The organism is Dokdonella fugitiva, from assembly GCF_004342425.1.
Lineage (GTDB): Bacteria > Pseudomonadota > Gammaproteobacteria > Xanthomonadales > Rhodanobacteraceae > Dokdonella_A > Dokdonella_A fugitiva.
The window spans coordinates 454,170-472,360 of sequence record NZ_SLWQ01000002.1 but is presented as its reverse complement, the minus strand read 5'-3'; the positions used below and the strand labels follow the sequence as shown (position 1 = coordinate 472,360).

14 protein-coding genes are annotated in these 18,191 nt (G+C 70.3%); 4 read left to right on the top strand and 10 right to left on the bottom strand.

Going from position 1 to position 18,191, the window contains the following annotated elements:
- Window positions 1-19: 19 nt before the first annotated feature.
- The 3 genes from EV148_RS06405 to EV148_RS06395 all read right to left on the bottom strand — a co-directional run bounded on the left by EV148_RS06405 (window position 20) and on the right by EV148_RS06395 (window position 1,840).
- Window positions 20-628: a CU044_2847 family protein gene (locus EV148_RS06405; protein WP_131995188.1), complete on the bottom strand. Its 609-nt coding sequence runs from the start codon at window positions 626-628 to the stop codon at window positions 20-22.
- 6 nt (window positions 629-634) lie between these two features.
- Entirely contained in the window at window positions 635-775 is a 141-nt protein-coding gene (locus EV148_RS06400) for a DUF3096 domain-containing protein (protein WP_131995185.1), read from the bottom strand.
- Between the two features lie 90 nt (window positions 776-865).
- Entirely contained in the window at window positions 866-1,840 is a 975-nt protein-coding gene (locus tag EV148_RS06395) for a hypothetical protein (RefSeq protein WP_131995182.1), read from the bottom strand.
- 297 nt (window positions 1,841-2,137) lie between these two features.
- Here EV148_RS06395 and EV148_RS06390 point away from each other — a divergent pair, with 297 nt between their 5' ends.
- Complete coding sequence (locus EV148_RS06390; RefSeq protein WP_131995544.1) at window positions 2,138-2,326, top strand: YbdD/YjiX family protein; 189 nt, start codon at window positions 2,138-2,140, stop codon at window positions 2,324-2,326.
- 110 nt (window positions 2,327-2,436) lie between these two features.
- On the opposite strand, the gene EV148_RS06385 is transcribed toward EV148_RS06390, so the two are convergent.
- Window positions 2,437-4,515, bottom strand: a complete 2,079-nt coding sequence (locus tag EV148_RS06385; protein ID WP_131995179.1) for a carbon starvation CstA family protein — start codon at window positions 4,513-4,515, stop codon at window positions 2,437-2,439.
- Between the two features lie 185 nt (window positions 4,516-4,700).
- Between EV148_RS06385 and EV148_RS06380 the strand changes: the two genes are divergently transcribed.
- The 3 genes from EV148_RS06380 to EV148_RS06370 all read left to right on the top strand — a co-directional run bounded on the left by EV148_RS06380 (window position 4,701) and on the right by EV148_RS06370 (window position 10,454).
- Entirely contained in the window at window positions 4,701-5,267 is a 567-nt protein-coding gene (locus tag EV148_RS06380) for an ECF-type sigma factor (RefSeq protein ID WP_131995176.1), read from the top strand.
- 30 nt (window positions 5,268-5,297) lie between these two features.
- Window positions 5,298-8,054: a serine/threonine-protein kinase gene (locus EV148_RS06375; RefSeq protein ID WP_131995173.1), complete on the top strand. Its 2,757-nt coding sequence runs from the start codon at window positions 5,298-5,300 to the stop codon at window positions 8,052-8,054.
- 90 nt (window positions 8,055-8,144) lie between these two features.
- A complete protein-coding gene (locus EV148_RS06370; protein WP_131995170.1) occupies window positions 8,145-10,454 on the top strand; it encodes a hypothetical protein in 2,310 nt (769 codons plus the stop codon).
- Between the two features lie 140 nt (window positions 10,455-10,594).
- Here EV148_RS06370 and EV148_RS06365 read toward each other — a convergent pair whose 3' ends face one another.
- The 6 genes from EV148_RS06365 to EV148_RS06340 form a co-directional block, all read right to left on the bottom strand.
- Complete coding sequence (locus EV148_RS06365; protein ID WP_241987998.1) at window positions 10,595-11,614, bottom strand: magnesium and cobalt transport protein CorA; 1,020 nt, start codon at window positions 11,612-11,614, stop codon at window positions 10,595-10,597.
- A 136-nt stretch (window positions 11,615-11,750) separates the two neighbouring features.
- The gene (locus tag EV148_RS06360; RefSeq protein WP_241987997.1) at window positions 11,751-12,935 is read right to left on the bottom strand and encodes a lipoprotein N-acyltransferase Lnb domain-containing protein; all 1,185 of its coding nucleotides are present in this window, start codon (window positions 12,933-12,935) and stop codon (window positions 11,751-11,753) included.
- Between the two features lie 100 nt (window positions 12,936-13,035).
- A complete protein-coding gene (locus tag EV148_RS06355) occupies window positions 13,036-13,878 on the bottom strand; it encodes a CorC family transporter (RefSeq protein ID WP_131995164.1) in 843 nt (280 codons plus the stop codon).
- A gap of 121 nt (window positions 13,879-13,999) precedes the next feature.
- The gene (locus EV148_RS06350; RefSeq protein WP_131995161.1) at window positions 14,000-16,558 is read right to left on the bottom strand and encodes a right-handed parallel beta-helix repeat-containing protein; all 2,559 of its coding nucleotides are present in this window, start codon (window positions 16,556-16,558) and stop codon (window positions 14,000-14,002) included.
- A 91-nt stretch (window positions 16,559-16,649) separates the two neighbouring features.
- A complete protein-coding gene (gene ybeY / locus EV148_RS06345; RefSeq protein ID WP_131995158.1) occupies window positions 16,650-17,165 on the bottom strand; it encodes an rRNA maturation RNase YbeY in 516 nt (171 codons plus the stop codon).
- Window positions 17,155-18,162 (bottom strand): PhoH family protein, encoded by a 1,008-nt coding sequence (locus tag EV148_RS06340; protein ID WP_131995155.1) that lies wholly within the window; start codon window positions 18,160-18,162, stop codon window positions 17,155-17,157. The genes ybeY and EV148_RS06340 overlap by 11 nt, the downstream gene beginning before the upstream one ends.
- Between the last annotated feature and the right edge of the window lie 29 nt (window positions 18,163-18,191).

Below are 18,191 nucleotides of genomic sequence, written 5' to 3'. Positions count from 1 at the left end.
GCAGTTATAGCAGGCTGGCTCAGTGTGCGGCATCGCGTGTCGTGTCGCCGCCGAGCACGTCGGCGTAACTCGCCGCGAGCCCGTCGGCGAGTTGCGCGAGCGCGCCCAGGCGCGGCAGGAGCGCCGCCGCGATGCGCCGGCCGTCGGCATCGCCGCCCGGCGGCAATGCCGCGAGCTGGTCGACCGCGGCTTCCTGCACGTGCAGGAAGCTGTCCTGCAGTTCGTAAACTTTCGCGACGCGCATCGTCCATTCGAAATCGATGCGCTGGCTCGACTGCGTCGCGAGCGCGGCGCGCCACGCCGCGGGCGACAGCAGCGACAGGCCGAGCTCGACCTTGAGTTCATGCGGTTCGGCCTGCGCTGCGTCGAGTGCGCCATGCAGCGACGCCAGGACCGGCGCGAGCGCGCTGCGCGTCGACTCGATCTCCTTCGCGTTGGCGTGGAGCTCACGCACGATCGCCTCGCGCGCTACAGCGGCGCGCTCGTCCTCCTGGCGCCGGTCGTGCCATTCGTTGACCGCGAAGGCGAGCAGGAGGGCGAGCACGACCGAGCCGGACTCGATGAAGATCTCGGGGAGCTTGTCGCGCAGGCGCTCGCCCAGGCGCGCACCCGGCCGGCTTGCGTCCACGATGAATCAGACGCGCAGGTTGGGGAACAGGCCGAGCAGGCCGATGATGATGAGGTAGATCGCGACCACGTAGTTGAGCAGGCGCGGGCGGATCAGGATGAGGATGCCGGCAATCAGCGCGATCAGCGGTTGCAGTGCAAGGTGCATGGGTCGACCTCCGCGATGGGGAGATCGAAAGGTAGCAGGTCGTCCTGTCGCGTGGATGAAGGACACCGCGCCGGAGTGCGCGCCCGCGCGTCAGCGCGTGAACACCGTCGCGGCGAGCAGGCGCTGCGTCTTGCGTGTCGAGCGCTTGCGCTTGCCGATCGTCTCCGGGCTCGGGTCCCAGTTGCCGAGGCGGCGCGTCTCGATGAGGCCGAGCGCGTCGTAGGCGTTCACGACGTCGAACACGTCGGCCATCTTCGCCTTCGCCGCCCTGGCGATCTCGTGCAGCGGTGCCTCGCGCATGAGGGTGAGTGCGATGCGGTGCTGCTTGCGGTAGTCGTTGTCGAGCGGCAGCCAGCGCTTGAGCTTGTAGCTCGCGCTCGGGTCGAGGTGCGCGGCGAGCCAGCCGTTCGAGCGCAGGAACGCGTGCAGCCAGCGCAGGCGCACGAGCGGCCGGCCCGGATGCTGCTTGCGCAGCTCGGCCAGTTGCGCACCGCCGACGCGCTTGCGTTCGTGGCCGCCCAGTGGCTCGAGGAAATACGGCTCGAGCTCGACCAGGCGTGCGCTGGTGTGGAACGTGTCGGTGACCGGGTCGATCAGCAGCGGCGGGATGCCATGCCGCTGCACGAGCACCGCGCCGCGCTTGACCAGCGCGTCGAGGTCCGTGCAGCGGCGCTCGCGTTGCACGTCGATGAACGACGCGCGCGTCGATTCGGGTCCGGCGTCCTTTTCCTCGTCGTCTTGCCGCTTGGTCTTGCGCGTCTGCGGCACGATGCGCCGTTCGACCGCGCTGAAGTCGATCAGGCGGCGTGGCTCCGGCGGCGCGGCGCGGCCGACGTGGTTGAGCAGGCCGACGATCGCCTTCGCGCTGAACGGGCGGTGCAGCACGAGGTCGGCGCCGAGCACGTCGTCGCCGGCGTTGGCGATCACGGCGAAGTGCTTGCCCTCGTCGAGCGCGCGCACGCGCGCGCAGCGGCCGCCGAAATCGGTGAGGTCGGTGAGCACGAAGTCGATTTCGTCATCGTCCTTCGCGAAGCGCCAGGCATGGTCGAGCTGCGTCTGGGCCACGCGCATGAACGTGCCGATTTCCGAAACGTCGGCGGGAGCGGCACCGGCCACGACGAGGTGCTTGCGGGGTTTCATGGTCTTGGCGAGTTTCGGGACGGCGCATCAGGGGGCGCAGTGGCCGCCATTATCCGGACACGAGCCCGGAATAATGTGACCCCTGCACCGGAAACGGCCCGCGCCCGCTGCCGCCCGGTGGCCCCGATCGACCGCTCGGCACCGTGCGTCGACGAATGGCGACTTGCGCACGGCGCATTCCGGGCGGACGATCACATTCCGGCGCAACGAGGGATTTTCCGGATGGACGGGCAGGCAATCTGGCGCAACCTGGTGCAGCTGGCGCGGCGCATCATCGGCGTTCCCGACTACGACACCTACGTCGCGCACCTGCGCGAGCACCATCCCGAGCGCCCGATCCCGACGTATGCGGAGTTCTTCAACGAACGCCAGGAAGCGCGCTATCGCGGTGGCGGCGGACGCTGCTGCTGAGCGAACGACGTCGTCCCCGGCCATGGCCGGGTCGGTGGCGGTACACCGGTACGATTCGTCATTCCCGCTTTCGCGGGAATGACGTCGCGTTGCGCCGGACGTTGCCGGCCTCAGGTGCCGGCCAGGGCCACCCGTGGCGTCTCCTGTGCGGTCGGCGTCGGCGAGCGCCGCGCGGCGAGCGCGGCGCGCACGCCGAAGATGATCATCACGACCACGAGCGTGGTGAACGCGGCGGCGAGCGTCGCGTCGACGTAGTCGTTGAAGACGATGCGATGCATGTCGTCCAGCGTCTTCGCCGGTGCGAGCACCTGGTTCGCGTCGAGCGCGGCCTGGAACTTCGATGCGTGCGCGGTGAAGCTGATCTTCGGGTCGGCGCCGAACGCCTTCTGCCAGCCGGCGGTGACGGTGCAGACGACGAGCCAGGCCGTCGGCAGCAGCGGGATCCACAGGTACTTCTCGCGCTTGAGCTTGACCAGGCACACGCAGGCGAAGATCAGCGCGATCGCGGCGAGCATCTGGTTGGCGATGCCGAACAGCGGCCACAGCGTGTTGATGCCGCCGAGCGGGTCGACCACGCCCTGGTAGAGGAAGTAACCCCAGCAGGCGACGCAGAGCGCGGTGGCGACGAGGTTCGCCGCCCACGACTCGGTCTTCTTCAGCGACGGCACGGCGAGGCCGGCGAGTTCCTGGATCATGAAGCGGCCCACGCGCGTGCCGGCGTCGACCGTGGTGAGGATGAACAGCGCCTCGAACAGGATCGCGTAGTGGTACCAGAACGCCATCATGCCTTCGCCCGGCACGAGGCCGTGGAGGATCTGCGCCATGCCGACCGCGAGCGTCGGTGCGCCGCCGGCGCGCGAGAGGATGCTCGTTTCGCCGATGTCCTTCGCGGTCTGCGCGAGCAGTTCGGGGGTGACGACGAAACCGAGGTTGGTGATCGCCTGCGCGGCGCTCTCGACCGACGTGCCGATCAGCGCGGCCGGCGCATTCATCGCGAAATACACGCCCGGCTGCAGCACGCATGCGGCGATCAGCGCCATCACCGCGACGAACGCTTCCATCAGCATCGCGCCGTAGCCGACCAGCGGAGCGTCGGCTTCGCTGGCGATGAGCTTGGGCGTCGTGCCGGAGGAGATCAGCGAGTGCCAGCCGGACACCGCGCCGCAGGCGATCGTGATGAACAGGAACGGGAACAGCGTGCCGGCGAACACCGGCCCGGTGCCGTCGATGAACTTCGTGAGCGCCGGCATCCTGAGCTCCGGCATCGCGAACACGATGCCGACCGCGAGCAGCAGGATCGTGCCGATCTTGAGGAACGTGCTGAGGTAGTCGCGGGGCGCGAGCAGCAGCCAGACCGGCATCGCTGCGGCGCAGAAGCCGTAGGCGATGAGCATCCAGGCGAGCGCCTTGCCGTCGAACGTGAATGCCTTCGCCCATGCCGGATCGTGCGCGACGATGCCGCCGAGCCAGATCGAGACGAGCAGCAGCACGAGGCCGATCACCGACACCTCGAGCACGCGGCCCGGGCGCAGGAAGCGCAGGTACAGGCCCATCAGCAGCGCGATCGGGATCGTCATCGCGACCGTGAACGTGCCCCACGGGCTGATCGCGAGCGCCTTGACCACGACGAGCGCGAGCACGGCGAGGATGATGAACATGATCATGAGCACGCCGATCATCGCGATGACGCCGGCGGCAGGCCCCATCTCCGCGCGCACCATCTCGCCGAGCGAACGGCCGTCGCGGCGGATCGAGAGCCCGAGGATCATGAAATCCTGCACCGCGCCGGCGAGCACGACACCGACGAGGATCCACAAGGTGCCGGGCAGGTAGCCCATCTGCGCCGCGAGCACGGGGCCAACCAGGGGGCCTGCGCCGGCGATCGCGGCGAAGTGGTGGCCGAACACGATCCAGCGGTCGGTCGGCACGTAGTCGAGGCCGTCGTTGCGGCGCACCGCGGGCGTCGCGCGCGTGGCGTCGAGGGCCAGTGCGCGGTCGGCGATGAAGCGCGCGTAGAAGCGCTGCGCGGTAAGGAAGATCGCGGCAGCCGCGCCGACCAGCCAGATCGCGTTGATCGACTCGCCGCGGCTCAGCGCGACGACGCCGAGGCAGAACGCGCCGACGATGGCGAGAGCGGCCCAGCCGGCCTTGGCGAGCGGACTCGAGGGAGCGATGGTGGCCACGTTCATGGTGTCGGTTCTGCACGGCGGACGATGGTTCCAGCGTGGGCTTTCACGCTGGAACGGTCAATGCATTGCGCCGGGAACGCGCGTTCGACTTTGGTCGAATCCGCGCCCCGGGCGGCTCCACCCCGGATGCCGGCGCCCTCGCGCGGCCGGCGTCGCGGCTGCGCTAGACTGCATCGACGCAATCGATGGCGACGCCCGTGCAGCAGGATGGCGAACCCGCGGGACTCGAGACGGACGCGCTGTTCCGGCAGGTCTACGATCGCCTGAAGGCGATGGCCGGGCGCCAGCTCGGCGCGGGCCGGCACACGCTCGACGCGACCGCCCTCGTGCACGAGCTGTACCTGCGCATCGGTGGGCGTGGCCGCGAGCTCGTGTTCGCCCACCCGCAGCAGTTCTTCGCCTACGCCGCGCGCGCGATGCGCCATCTGCTGGCCGACCGCGCGCGCGGTCGGCTGCGCCAGCGCGCCGGTGGCGAGTGGGTGCGCACGACCCTGACCGGCAGCGACGGCCGACTCGCGCTCGACAGTGCCGAGCAGGCGCTCGAACTCGACGATGCGCTGAAGCGGCTCGAGGCGGTCGACGCACGGGCCGCGCGCGTGGTCGAACTCGTCTGCTTCGCCGGGCTCGACCACGCGCAGGCCGCCGAAGCGCTCGGGATCGGCGTGCGCACGATCGCGCGCGACTGGCGCTTCGCGCGCGCCTTCCTCAAGAGCGAGCTCGGCGAGCCGGATGCGGCCGACGATGGCGCGTGAGCGCGCGATCCGGCGTTGTCCCTAGCGACCATGTCGACGACGAACCTGCGCGACCTGTTCGAGTCCGCCGTCGCGCTCGCTCCGGCCGAGCGCGCGTCGTTCCTCGACGCGCATTGCCCGGACGCGGCGTTGCGCGCGCGCGTCGAGGCGCTGCTGCGCGCGGACGCGGCCGACGGCGAGCCGGTGTCGCCACGCCGGCTCGCGTGCCTCGCGCACGAGATCGGCGACGAGCCGGCGGCGCCGCCGGCCGGCAGCCGCATCGGTCCGTTCGAGATCGTGCGCGTGATCGGCGAGGGCGGTTCCTCGACGGTGTTCGAGGCGCATCGCGTGTTCGATGGCGCGACCCAGCACGCCGCCCTCAAGCTGCTGCGCCAAAGCCTGCTGTCGCCCGAGGCAAGGCGCCGCTTCGCCCGCGAACAGCGCGTGCTGTTGCGCCTGCAGCATCCGAACATCGCGCGCATGATCGAAGGCGGGGTCGCGCCCGGGGGGCTCGCCTACATCGCGCTCGAGCTCGTCGACGGCGTGCCGATCACCGAGCATGCGCAGGCGCGTGGGCTGGCCGCGCGCGAGCGGCTGCAGCTGTTCGCGACGGTGTGCCGCGCCGTCGATGCCGCGCACCGCGCCTTGATCGTGCATCGCGACCTCAAGCCGTCGAACGTGCTCGTCACCGCCGACGGCGAGGTCAAGCTGCTCGATTTCGGCATCGCCAAGCTGCTCGCCGACGAAACCGGGCCGGACGCGACCGTGCTGCCTGCGTTCACGCCCGCGTACGCCGCGCCCGAACAAATCGACGGCGGCGCGATCACGACCGCCACCGACGTGCATGCGCTCGGCATCGTGCTCGGCGAACTCCTGACCGGCGAGCGCGGTGGCGGCGCCGCATCCGGCGGCTCGCATGCCGGCGCGCGCAACGATGCCGCCACGCCGACCCGGCCGCGCATCGGCGGCGACCTCGGCGCGATCGTCGCCAAGGCGACCGAGCCGGACCCGGCGCGACGCTACGCGTCGGCGGGCGAGCTCGCCGAGGAGATCCGCCGCGTGCTCGAGGGCCGGCCCGTGCATGCGCGGCCGCAGACGCGCCGCTACCGCCTGCGCCGCTTCGTCGCGCGCCATCGCGGCGCGGTCGCCGCGACCTGCGCATTCCTCGCCGCGTTGGTCGGCGCGCTCGGCGTCGCGCTGTGGCAGGCGCGCGTCGCGCACGACGAGGCGGCCCGCGCGAACCGGCAGACGCAGCGGGCCGAGACGGTGCGCGACTTCCTCGTCTCGCTGTTCGAGGCGGCGCAGCCGGACCTGCCGCGCGAGCGCCGGCCGACGGTCGAGCAACTCGTCGACGACGCCGGTGCGAAGGTGCTGCGTGATGCCGCGCTCGCCGCCGACGCCCGCGCCGACCTGCTGCTGACGCTCGCGAAGGTGAGCGGCGCGATTGGCGCGTACGAGCGCGAGCACGCGCTGCTCGACCGGGCGCTGCCGGACATCGACCGCCTGTCGCCGTCCGCGCCCGAGGCCCGCCGCGCGCGCGTGCTGCGCGCATCCGCGCTGGTCGCGCAGGCGCGACAGGACGAGGCGATCGCCTTGCTGGCGCCGCTGCGCGCGCCGCTCGTCGCCGAAGGCGGCGCGGACGCGGTGGAAACGCTGCTCGTGCTGGTGGACGCACTCTCCGCGGCGAACCGCGGCGACGATGCGCTCGCGGTCGTCGCCGATGCGCGCGCCGTCGCCGAGCGGGTCGGCGACGGTAGCGACGCGCTGCTGCTGCACGTCGACGTCGCGCACATGCGCATCCTCGTCGACGCCCAGCGGTTCGCGCAGGGACTCGCGCTCGCCGATGCGGCGTGGGCGCGCTGGACCGCGCGGCCACGCGAGGCGTCGCGCGACGCGCTCGCCCTGTGGTCGTCGATCAGCCTCGCCGCGGAAATGACCGGCGACCTCGCGCGCGCCGATGCCGCCTATCGCGAGGCGATCGCGCTGGCCGAGCGTCTGTACGTGCGGCCGCATCCGGATACCGCGTGGGCGATCGGCACCTACGGCAGCTTCCTCGTCGCCAAGGCGCGTTACGACGACGCCGAGCCCTACGTGCTGCGTGCGCTCGCGATGCGCCGCGCGCTGTTCGGCGATGCGCACCCGGACACGCTCAACTCGATCGCCGCGCTCGGCCGCCTGCGTTCGGGGCAGCTGCGCCGCGACGAGGCGCGCGCGGCGTTCGAGGAGGGCGTCGCCGTCTGCCGGCGCGAACGCATCCGTCACAATGTCTGCCCGCGCCTGTTCGGCTCGCTGTCGCAGGTGCTCGCGGGCGCCGGCGACTTCGATGGCGCGCGCGCGCGCGCCGTCGAAGCGGTCGCGATGCAGCGCGAGCTGACCGGCGACGGCAGCGCGCAGCTGGTCGGTCCCCTCGGCTTCCTCGCGCGCGCGCAGGTCGCCCAGGGGCGCCACGCCGAAGCGCTGGCGACCACCGACGAGCTGCTCGCGATCGCGACGCGCAACGGCAGCGCCGCGTCGAAGGACGCGATCTATGCGCGCTTCCAGCGCGCGCAGGCGCTGTTCGCGCTCGGCCGCAACGCCGAGGCGCTGGAGCTCGCGAATGCGGTGGTCACGGCGCAGAAGGAGCGCTCGCCGGACGAGAAGTCGACGCTGTTCGCGATGCTCGCGCTGCAGGCGCGTGCACTCTCCCGTGCGCGCCGCCACGACGAAGCGCGCGCGGCGGCGGTCGAGGCGCTCGCGATCGAGCCGCGACCGCGGTTGCTCGACCCTGCGCTGCCGGCGGAACTCGAGCGCATCGCCCGCGGCGGTTGACGGCGGTGCGGCTCGCTGGGCGCACGTGGCAGGCGCGCCGCCCGGGCGGCGTTACCCGGGATGCCAAGGTGGCATCCCGGGAGCCCGTCCATGATCCTCCGTTTCGTTCTTGTCCTGTCCGCATCGATCCTGTCGTTCGGCTCGGCGCGCGCGGCCGTGTACTCGGTCGGCGCCGACGGCAGCTGCACGCACACCACGATCCCGGCTGCACTCGCCGCCGCGGAGAGCCATCCCGGCCCGGACGTGATCCACATCGCCTACAACCAGTCGTACACGGCGCAGGCGATCGCCTTCACGACGAGCCAGGAGGTCGAACTCGCCGGCGGATTCGCCGATTGCGCGCAGTCGGCGGGCAATGGCAGTTACACGACGATCGACGGCAGTGGCGGGGCGGCCGAGCCGGTTTTGCGCATCACGGCCAACACCGGCGCACGCGTGAAGCTCGCCTACCTCGCGATCCGCGGCGGCGACGAGGACGGATCGGACGGCGGCGGCGTCGATTTCCGCGGCGACGGCATCCTCGAAATCCGCTTCAGCGACATCACCGGCAACAGCGGCGGCAGCGGCGGCGGCATCCGCGCCGCCGGCACCGGCAGCAATGCCGGACTCGTGATCGGCGAACACGTGTGGATCAGCAACAACACCGCGCGCTACGACGGTGGCGGCGTCTGGGCGGCCGGACTCGAAATGACGATGATCGAGCCGGACAGCCTCATCTACCTCAACGAGGCGACGGGCACCGTCGTCGGCGGCCAGGTGGTCGGCGGGCGTGGCGGCGGGCTGTTCCTGTACGGCGGCTCGATCGATGGTCATGCCCGGATCGGCAGCAGCGGTTTCAACCAGACCGGCCCGATCGCATCGAACACCGCGCGCCGCGGCGGGGGCATCTGCGTGTACGCGGGCGACGATGGCTTCGCGACGCTGCGCATGTTCAGCACGTCGTACGACCAACGCAGCAAGCTGCAGGGCAACTTCGCCTCCGAGGGCGGCGGCGCGCTCTATCTGTACGCGGAGGACCGCGGCGGTTTTCTGATCGGCTATGCCGCGGCAGCGTACCTGCGCGGCGTCGACATCGTCGACAACGCGTCGGCGCATGCGCCGATCGCGTGGGTGCAGGAAACCGGCGGCGCGTTCCCGGTCGGCTACAGCGCGGTGTTCCTCAACGACGACGAGCCCCCGATGCCCGGCGAGCTGCCGTGCCCGGTGGGCCGGCCGTGCTCGGTGGTCGCGGGTAATGTGGTCCAGGACGGGAACGGTACCCCGGTCGACAATCCACTGGTCGCGGTCGAGGACCGCAACGAGTTCCATCTCGGCTCGGCCGACGTCCACGACAACCATGGCCGGCACCTGATCCGCTCGCGCGGCGATGCCGCGACGATCTTCAACTCGCTGGTCGCCGGCAACGTGCTCAGCGGCAACGTCGTCAGCGCGTCGGACGGCGCCGGCGTCACGATCGAGAGCTCGACCATCACCGGCAACGTCGTCGGCGCGGCGCAGGTCCTCGACATCGACGGCGACTTCCAGATGCAGCGCTCGATCCTCTGGCAGCCGGGCCGCACCTCCCTGCACCACTCGGGCGGATCGTCGACGTCGCAGAACGTGGTCACGAGCGAACGCGGTTCGCTCGACGGCGGCAACACGCCGTATGTGCTCGAGGCGGACCCGCGCTTCGTCGATCCCGTGCGCGGCGACTACCACCTGCGCGCCGCATCGCCGGCGGTGGACTTCGCCTCGAGCGGTGCCGGCCCCGATCTCGAGGGCCGGGCGCGCGCGGTCGACCTGCCGATCAAGGCCAACCGGATGGGAACCGCGGACCTCGGCGCGTACGAACGCCAGGCGCTGCTGCCGCTGGTGTTGAATGGCGAATTCGACATCGACCTCAACCTGTGGGACGAAGTCACGCCCGGCACGACCTCCCGGGACGGCACCCAGAACGCGACCGGCGCCGCAGGATCGGGTTCGATCAAGGTCACGCTCAGCGATTTCCCCGGTTTCGAGGTCTACGGCGCCGCGCAGTGCATCCACCTGCCCGGACCGGGACGCTACCTCCTCAACGGCTGGGGGCGCGGTGGCGGTTCCGGCGCGATGCGCGACGGCACGTCGCTGCGATGGGAACTGCGGCGCGACGGCGGTGAAGCGTGCAATGCCGGCATGGCCGATGCGTCCGGCACGCATTTCCTGTCGGCGAGCGGATCGTTCGTGCGGCCGGCGAATCCCGCGGTGATCGACCTGGCGGAGTCCGACTGGACCCACAACAGCTCGATCACGATCCTGCTGCGCGTCGTCGACAACGGTACCGCGGCGCCGCCCAACAACTCGGCGACGGGCTGGTTCGACGGCATCACGCTCGGCGTCGAAGGCGACGACGTGATCTTCGACGACGGCTTCGATCCGCTGTAGGCGCCGCCTCGGGCCGCGGGACCGGAAGCCTTCGACACGAAGCACGCCCGCCCGGTACGCGAGGGAAGCAATCCGGAAGCTTCTTCTCCGGGTGCCCGGCGTGCTTCGCGTTTCAAGCTTCTCTGCAGCGTGCGCAACCCCTACAACCAGCGCGCCTTGCGCAGCAGCCAATAGAGCACGCCGCAGATGCCGAGCGTGGCCGCGATCATCGTGGGGTAGGCCCACGGCTGGTCGAGTTCGGGCATGTGGTGGAAGTTCATGCCGTACCAGCTCGCGAGCAGGGTCGGTGCGGCGAGCAGCGCGGCCCAGCCGGCGAGGCGCTTGACCACTTCGCCCTGCGCCACCGTCACGAGCGCGAGGTTCACGCTGAGCGCGGCGGTAAGCATCTCGCGCATCGTGTCCGTCGACTCGTTGATGCGCGTGGCGTGGTCGTAGACGTCTCGGAAGTACGGGCGCACCTCGTCGCGGATGAGGCCGGGGTACTGGCGGATCAGCTGGTTGGTGATGTCCTGCAGCGGCGCGATCGCGAGGCGCAGGGTGACCAGCTCCTTCTTCAGCACGTACAGGCGGCGGATCGTCTCGCGCTTGAACGTCTCCTCGAACACCTCGTCCTCGAGTTCCTGCAGCTCCTCGCGGAACTCGCGCACGATCGGGAAGAAGTTGTCGACGATGAAGTCGAGCACCGCGTACAGCGAATAGCTCGGGCCGAGCGCGAGCATGTCCTGCGACTGCTCGCAGCCGCGCCGCGCGCTCGCATAGCTCAGCGAGGCGCCATGGCGGATGGTCACGATGTAGCGCTTGCCCATGAAGATGTGGGTCTCGCCGAACGCGATCTTGCTCGCGACGACCTGGGCGGTGTGCGCAACGATGAACAGCGAGTCGCCGTAGACCTCGATCTTCGGGCGCTGGTGCGCGTTGTGCGCGTCCTCGACCGCGAGTTCGTGCAGGCCGAATTCCTCCTGGAGCTTGTCGAGCAGTTCCTCGCTCGGCTCGCGCACGCCGACCCAGACCCATTCGTCCGGCGTCTCGAGCACGTCGCTGATCTCCTCGACCGTGATGTCGCGCAGGCGGCGCCCGTCCGCGGCGTAGGCCACGCAATTGACGACCATCGGATCCTTGCAGGTCGGATCGGTCGGCAGCGGGCTGATCGAGAGGTCCATGCCGCATGATGCCGCGTGCGGCGCAGTGGCGGCAATCGCCCGTGTTCAGCGACGATCGACCCGGCACCATGACGCGGATCGGCCGTGGCCTGTCCCGTGTTCCGCGCCGCACCGATGGGCAGCGGCGCCGATCGTGCTACGCCGCCCGACGCAGGCGCAGGGCGAGCGCGAGGTGGATCGGCAGGAACAGCACGATCCAGTGCAGGTTCGCCTGCGCGAAGGTCGACAGGATCTTCGAGAACAGGGCGAATGCGGCGGTCGCCACGACCACCCACGCGAGCGCGCGCGCCAGCGGGCGATCGCGCATCCGGCCGCGCGCGACGGCGAACCAGGCGGGCAGCAGCGCGAGGCAGAGCGGGTTCAGCAGCAGCAGGTTCTCGTTGCGCCAGGCGGCGCGGTGCTCGGTGCCGAACCAGAGGAACAGCAGCAGCAGGCCGCCGATGCCGCAGAACAGTTCGAACAGCAACGCGAATGTCGCGAACGGCACGCGGCGCGACGCGCGCGCGGAACCGCCGAGCGCGTGGAGGATCGCGCCGAGCGCGATGCCGAGGCCGAGGAACGGCCAGCGCAGGTCGGGCGGCAGCACCGGCGACGGTTCGACCTCGCCACGCGCGAGCGTGACGGGCGGCGCGGCGAGCGGGGCGCCGCCGTTGTCCGCGCCGGCGACGACGTCGACGAGCGTCGCGGGCACGAAGCTTTCCTGCCAGAAGTCGATGCGCTGGTCCGCGTACGGCCCGAGGCCGAGGTCGATCAGCAGCATCAGCACCGGCTCGGGCGCCATCAGGCGCAGCGCGTCGAGGCGGTAGGTGTAGCCGCGCGAACGACCTTCGCTCTGCGCGTGCAGCGCGCCGCCGAGCGCGCGATCGAGCGCGTCGCGCACGCGCGTCGAGCAGTTCGCTTCGAAGTAGTCGTAGTGGTACTGCGCGTTCTCCGGCTGCGCGTTCCATTCGAGGAACGCGACGAGGTCGTGCGCCTGCTCGGGCGTGAGGGCGAGGCGTTGCTCGACGATCTCGCGGCGTTCCTCGCGGTACATGTCGAGGTCGTCCTCGAGCTCGTCGACGGCCATGCGGTAACGCATGCGGCCGCGCGCGAAGTTGAGCAGGAAGTCCTGCTGGTCGAAGTCGAAGATGCCGTAGTTGTAGGCGACCGCGCGCCCGCTCGCCGGGTCGCGCACGACGATCGCGTTGTGGCCGAAGCGCTCGAAGAAGATCTCGCCGGGGCCGATGGTCAGCAGGCTGACGGACGGCTGGGATCGGGGATCGGAAACCGGAGAGGCGACCGAAACGGCTTCGCCCGGCGCCTGCGCATGCGCGCAGACCACGCACGCGAACAGCCATAGGGTCGCCAGGAGAGCGGCGAGGATCGGGCGGCGAAAATCCCGCCTTCCCCATTCGCCATTCCCGATTCCCGATTCCCGGCTGTCAGGCCTCATGCACCCGCACCGCGAACTGCTGCACGCGACGCGCGTCGGCTTTCGTGACCTGGAAATGGAAACCGCCGAGCGTCGTTTCTTCGCCGACTTCGGGCAGGTGGCCGATTTCCGAGGTGATCATGCCGCCGACGGTGTCGAACGCCTCGTCGCTGAGGTTGCAGCCGAAACGTTCGTTGAACTCGGCGATCGGCGTCAGCGCGTTGACGAGGAAATCGCCGTTCGCGGCGGCCTGGATCATCGTGTGCTTGTCGTCGTCGTCGTCGTGCTCGTCGCCGATGTCGCCGACGATCTGCTCGAGCACGTCCTCGATCGTGATGAGGCCGGCGACGCCGCCGTACTCGTCGACGACGATCGCCATGTGGTTGCGCGACAGCCGGAATTCCTTGAGAAGGATGTTCAGCCGCTTCGATTCCGGGATCATGGTGACCGGGCGCAGCAGCTTGCGGATGTCGCAGTCGGCGCCTTCGGCGAAGCAGCGCAGCAGGTCCTTGGCGAGCAGGATGCCGAGGATTTCGTCCTTGTCGCCCGCGTGCACGGGGAAACGCGAGTGGCCGGACTCGAGCACGTCGGCGAGGATCTGCTTGAGCGGCGCATCGATCGGCAGCGAGACCATCTGGGCCCGTGGCACCATCACGTCGGACACGGTGAGATCGGCGACCTCGATCGCGCCCTCGACCATCGACAGCGTGTCGTTGGACAGCAGGCCGTTGGCCTGGGCGTGGCGCAGTTCCTCGATGAGTTCCTCGCGACTTTGCGGTTCGCCGGAAAGCGCCTGGGTGATGCGCTCGAACCACGATCGTGGCGGGGGGGTACTGGGAGGATCCTCGCTCATCTCTTGCTTGCAGGCGCCCGTTCAGGCGGAACGGCGAGTGTAGCAAAGGCGTATTGCGCTTTCCCGCGGGCGCATTCGGCCATGCATGACGCACGGACGTGCAGGCTCGGGGGCGGGCCGATCATTCGAAACCATCCTCGAAAATCCGATCGACGACGACGGGGCCGGACCGTTCGAATGCGCCGATGTCGGCTGCGCCGCCGTGCACGCGCGGGTAGCCGTCGCCGCGCTGGTCGGCCGCGAAACGGCCCGCATTGCTACCCTGGTCGATCGCCGGGCTGCCATCGGCGAGCGCATGGGTCGGCGTCGGGCCGCCGTAGTCGCCCAGCGGCAGGAGCCCCGGGTCGCCCGACAGCGTGCCGGCGGGCGGCGTGCCGTTCATCGCCGTGATGAAGTCGTGGTCGCCGATGACGGTGACAGCCGCGAGACTGCCGATGTCCGCCGCGGGGCCACCGCTCGTGTTGGCGGCGACGATCGAACTCGTGATGTCCAGCGACGGTGCGAGCGGAGCGCCGTCGACGATGTTGCGCACGAAGATGCCGCCACCACCGGACCCCGTGGCGGCATTCGCGCTGATCGTGCTGTTGCGCACGAGCAGGTCGGAATAGGTCAGGTGCACGCCGCCGCCGACGCTGCCGGCGCTGTTGCCGCTGATCGTCGAATTGTCGATCGTCGTGGTGAACTGGCCGACCGTGCACACGCCGAAGCAGCCCGGCGCGAACACGCCGCCGCCTTCGAGATCGGCGTGGTTGTCGGCGATCGTGCTGTTCCGTATCACGACGTCGCCGGCGACGCTGCAAATTCCAGCGGCGCGGCCGCGGCTGTGGTTGCCCGACACCACCGAGGTATCGAGCGTGACATTGCGCAGTGCGTAGAGCCCGCCGCCGCCGAGGGCCTGCGCGTTGCCGGCCGTGCCACCGATCATGCTCTGCGTCACGCGGCTGCCGGAGAGAACGATGCTGCCGCTCGAGAACACCGCGCCGCCGGCGTACTTGCCGCCGTCGATGAAGCCGCGCGTGATGTCGAGGTGATCGAGCGCGAGTACGCCGCCGCCCCGGTGCTGGATCACGCGATCGCGCAGGTCGCCGTCCAGCTTCAGCGTCCGATCGGCGGGGCCGACGATCGCAATGTCGTCGACATCCGCGGTGAGCGCTCCGTTGGCGAGCGTGATCGTGCAATGCGACAGCAGCGACAGGTCGACCACGCCGCCTTGCGGTGCGTTGGTGACGGCCGCGCGCACGGCAGCTTCCGAGCAGGCGTCGACCGGTGGCGACGGCGCGCCCGACTCGAACGCACCGATGTCGGCGACGGCGCCGAGCACGCGCGGGAATCCGGCGCCACGCTGGTCGAAGAACGTGCCCGACGTCACGCGGCCGGCATCGATCGCGATGCTGCCCGCGGCCAGCCCGTGTGCCCGCGTCGGACCGCCGTGGTCGGCCAGCGGCAGCAAGCCGGGATCGGCACTGATCGTGCCGGCCGGCGGCGATGGCGTGGCGGACATGATGATGTCGTGGTCGCCGTCGAACGGCGGTGCGTCACCCGACAGGTGGAACTGCGTGATATCGGCGCCATTGTTGTGCGCGGTGTTGTTGGCGACGATGCTGTTGGCCAGTCGCAGCGGGCCGTTGCCGCAGATGCCCCCGCCGCCGCCGAACCAGCCCGGGACGGGCGTTCTCGATGCGGTATTGAAAGCGATCGTGCTGTCGTACACGTACACCGGGCTTCCGTACAGGGATGCCACGCCGCCGCCGTCCATCGCCGTGTTGCCGCTGATCGTGCTCGCCCTCACGGTCAGTCCCACCAAGGCATCGCCGACGGGCGGTCCCCCCTGGCGGATCGACACGCCACCACCCTTCTGCGTGGCGCTGTTGCCGGTGATCGCGCTGTGCGCGATGGTGACGTTGCCTTGCGCATACACGCCTCCGCCACCGGTCGCGTACGCGCCGTTGCCGCTGATCGTGCTGTACGCGATGTCGACGTCGCCGCCCGCGAAAATGCCGCCGCCCGCGCCGCCGTGATAGCTCGCGACGCCGAGCGCCGAGGGCAGCACGGTGCCGCATGCCACGTTGCCGGAGACCGTCGAGCGGATAACGGCGACGTCGCCTTGCGCGAACACGCCGCCGCCGAAGCCCTCGTTGTATTCGTTGCTGCCGGTGGCGTGGCAGACGGACGAACCGGTCAACGAACTGCTGGAAAGCGTCACGCTGCCGTCCGAATGCACCGCGCCGCCGGTGCCCCGATGGACGGTGTACTTGCCCTGGTCGTAGGCCGTGGTGTGCTTGCCGGCGGTGAGCGCGAGGTGGTCGAGCCGGAGCAGGCCGTGCCCGGTGTGGGCGAAGATGCGGCTCGCCTGGTTGCCGCTCAACGTGAGCGAACGGTCCGCCGGCCCCTGCAGCGTGAGGTCGTCGACGGTGACGGCGATTTCGCCGGCCGTGAGCGTGATCGTGCATCCGGCGAGCGCGGAGAGGTCGATCGTCGCGCCATTGCCGGCCGTGGCGACGGCATTGCGCAGCGCGCTTTCGCTGCATTCGCCGACCGCGACGGTGGCGCCGGCCCGAACCGGCGTGGACGCGCGTGCCTGCGCATCGTGCGCGAGCGGATCGGCGAAAAGGAGGACGGCGAGGGCGGCAGCGAGCGGCCGGGATGGCAATGGGCGACGAACGCTGCGACCGGTGCGCATGGCAATCCCGCGTGAGCGTGCAGTATCGGAGCGTACACCATCGAGGAGCAACGGACCGCCTGCGCGCGCGACGCCGCAGCGTCGCGACCGACTATCGATATGGGTCGTCGATGCCGAGCGAGGCGAGGATGCGCGTTTCCAGCGCTTCCATCGCGTCGGCGTCGCGCTCGTCCTCGTGGTCGTAGCCGAGCAGGTGCAGCACGCCGTGGATCGTCATGTGCGCGAAATGGTCGCGCGCGTCCTTGCCCTGTTCGCGTGCTTCACGCGCGACGACCGGCGCGCAGATGACGAGGTCGCCGAGCAGGCCGCTGTGTTCGCCGGGTGCGGGCTCGTACGGGAAGCTCAGCACGTTGGTCGCGTAGTCGCGGCCGCGGAACTGCCGGTTGTAGCGGCGCCCGGCCGCGCGGCCGACGATGAGGATGTTGAGTTCGCTCCAGCCGCGGCGCTGCTGCAGCTCGGGAATCGCGGCGACCCAGCGTTCGAACGTGCGCAGCACCGGCACCCCCTTGCGTCCGGCTTCGTTGCGCAGCCACAGGCAGATGCGCGACTCCCGTTCCGCGCGTGGCGCGCTCCGGGTGGCGCCGCGGCGGCGCGCCTCAGCCTTCATCGGCGCGCGTCGCCTTCGAGGCGAGCGATTCCGCGGTCGCCTCGCGCTGTTCGTACGCGCGCACGATGCGCTGCACGAGCGGGTGGCGCACGACGTCGCGCGCGGTGAAGAACGTGAAACTCACGCCGTCGACGTCGCGCAGCACCTCGATCGCGTCGCGCAGGCCGGATTTCACGTGGCGCGGCAGGTCGTTCTGCGTCATGTCGCCGGTGACGACCGCGACCGAACCGAAGCCGATGCGCGTGAGGAACATCTTCATCTGCTCGACCGTGGTGTTCTGCGCCTCGTCGAGGATCACGAACGCATCGTTGAGCGTGCGCCCGCGCATGTAGGCGAGCGGCGCGATCTCGATCACGTTGCGCTCGATGAGCTTGCCGACCTTCTCGATGCCGAGCATCTCGTACAGCGCGTCGTACAGCGGGCGCAGGTACGGATCGACCTTCTGGGTGAGGTCGCCGGGCAGGAAGCCGAGCTTCTCGCCGGCCTCCACCGCAGGACGCACGAGGATGAGCCGCTGCACGCGGTTGTCGTTGAGCGCGTCCACCGCCATCGCGACCGCGAGGTAGGTCTTGCCGGTGCCGGCCGGGCCGACGCCGAAGTTGACGTCGTTGGTCGCGATCGCGTGCAGGTAACGTTGCTGGTTCGCACCGCGGCCGCGGATCGTGCCGCGCTTGGTCTTGATCGCGACGTCCTGCGCACCCTCGGCCGCGCGTGCGTCGAGCGCATCGATGCCCGACTCGGACAGGCGCAGGTTGACCTGCGCGCCGCTCAGCACTTCGTGCTCGGTCGCCGCATAGAGATCGCGCAGTACGCGCTCGCCGAGTTTCACCGCGTGCTCGCTGCCGGTCACGCGGAACACGTTGCCGCGGTTGGCGATCTCGATGCCGAGGCGCAGCTCGACCTGGCGCAGGTTTTCATCGAATGGCCCGGCGAGGTTGGAAAGGCGCTCGCCGTCGTCGGGCTCGAGCGCGAAGTCGTGATGGGTGAGGTCCGTCATAGGCGGGCGAGGGTAGCGCGCGGGCACGG

What these genes read in the sequence shown, in the direction of transcription:
- EV148_RS06375 (WP_131995173.1), top strand. Translation starts at nt 5,298, where the DNA reads ATGTCGACGACGAACCTGCGCGACCTGTTCGAGTCCGCCGTCGCGCTC.
- EV148_RS06385 (WP_131995179.1), bottom strand. Translation starts at nt 4,515, where the DNA reads ATGAACGTGGCCACCATCGCTCCCTCGAGTCCGCTCGCCAAGGCCGGC.
- EV148_RS06380 (WP_131995176.1), top strand. Translation starts at nt 4,701, where the DNA reads ATGGCGACGCCCGTGCAGCAGGATGGCGAACCCGCGGGACTCGAGACG.
- EV148_RS06365 (WP_241987998.1), bottom strand. Translation starts at nt 11,614, where the DNA reads ATGGACCTCTCGATCAGCCCGCTGCCGACCGATCCGACCTGCAAGGAT.
- EV148_RS06355 (WP_131995164.1), bottom strand. Translation starts at nt 13,878, where the DNA reads ATGAGCGAGGATCCTCCCAGTACCCCCCCGCCACGATCGTGGTTCGAG.
- ybeY (WP_131995158.1), bottom strand. Translation starts at nt 17,165, where the DNA reads ATGAAGGCTGAGGCGCGCCGCCGCGGCGCCACCCGGAGCGCGCCACGC.
- EV148_RS06370 (WP_131995170.1), top strand. Translation starts at nt 8,145, where the DNA reads ATGATCCTCCGTTTCGTTCTTGTCCTGTCCGCATCGATCCTGTCGTTC.
- EV148_RS06390 (WP_131995544.1), top strand. Translation starts at nt 2,138, where the DNA reads ATGGACGGGCAGGCAATCTGGCGCAACCTGGTGCAGCTGGCGCGGCGC.
- EV148_RS06350 (WP_131995161.1), bottom strand. Translation starts at nt 16,558, where the DNA reads ATGCGCACCGGTCGCAGCGTTCGTCGCCCATTGCCATCCCGGCCGCTC.
- EV148_RS06340 (WP_131995155.1), bottom strand. Translation starts at nt 18,162, where the DNA reads ATGACGGACCTCACCCATCACGACTTCGCGCTCGAGCCCGACGACGGC.
- EV148_RS06400 (WP_131995185.1), bottom strand. Translation starts at nt 775, where the DNA reads ATGCACCTTGCACTGCAACCGCTGATCGCGCTGATTGCCGGCATCCTC.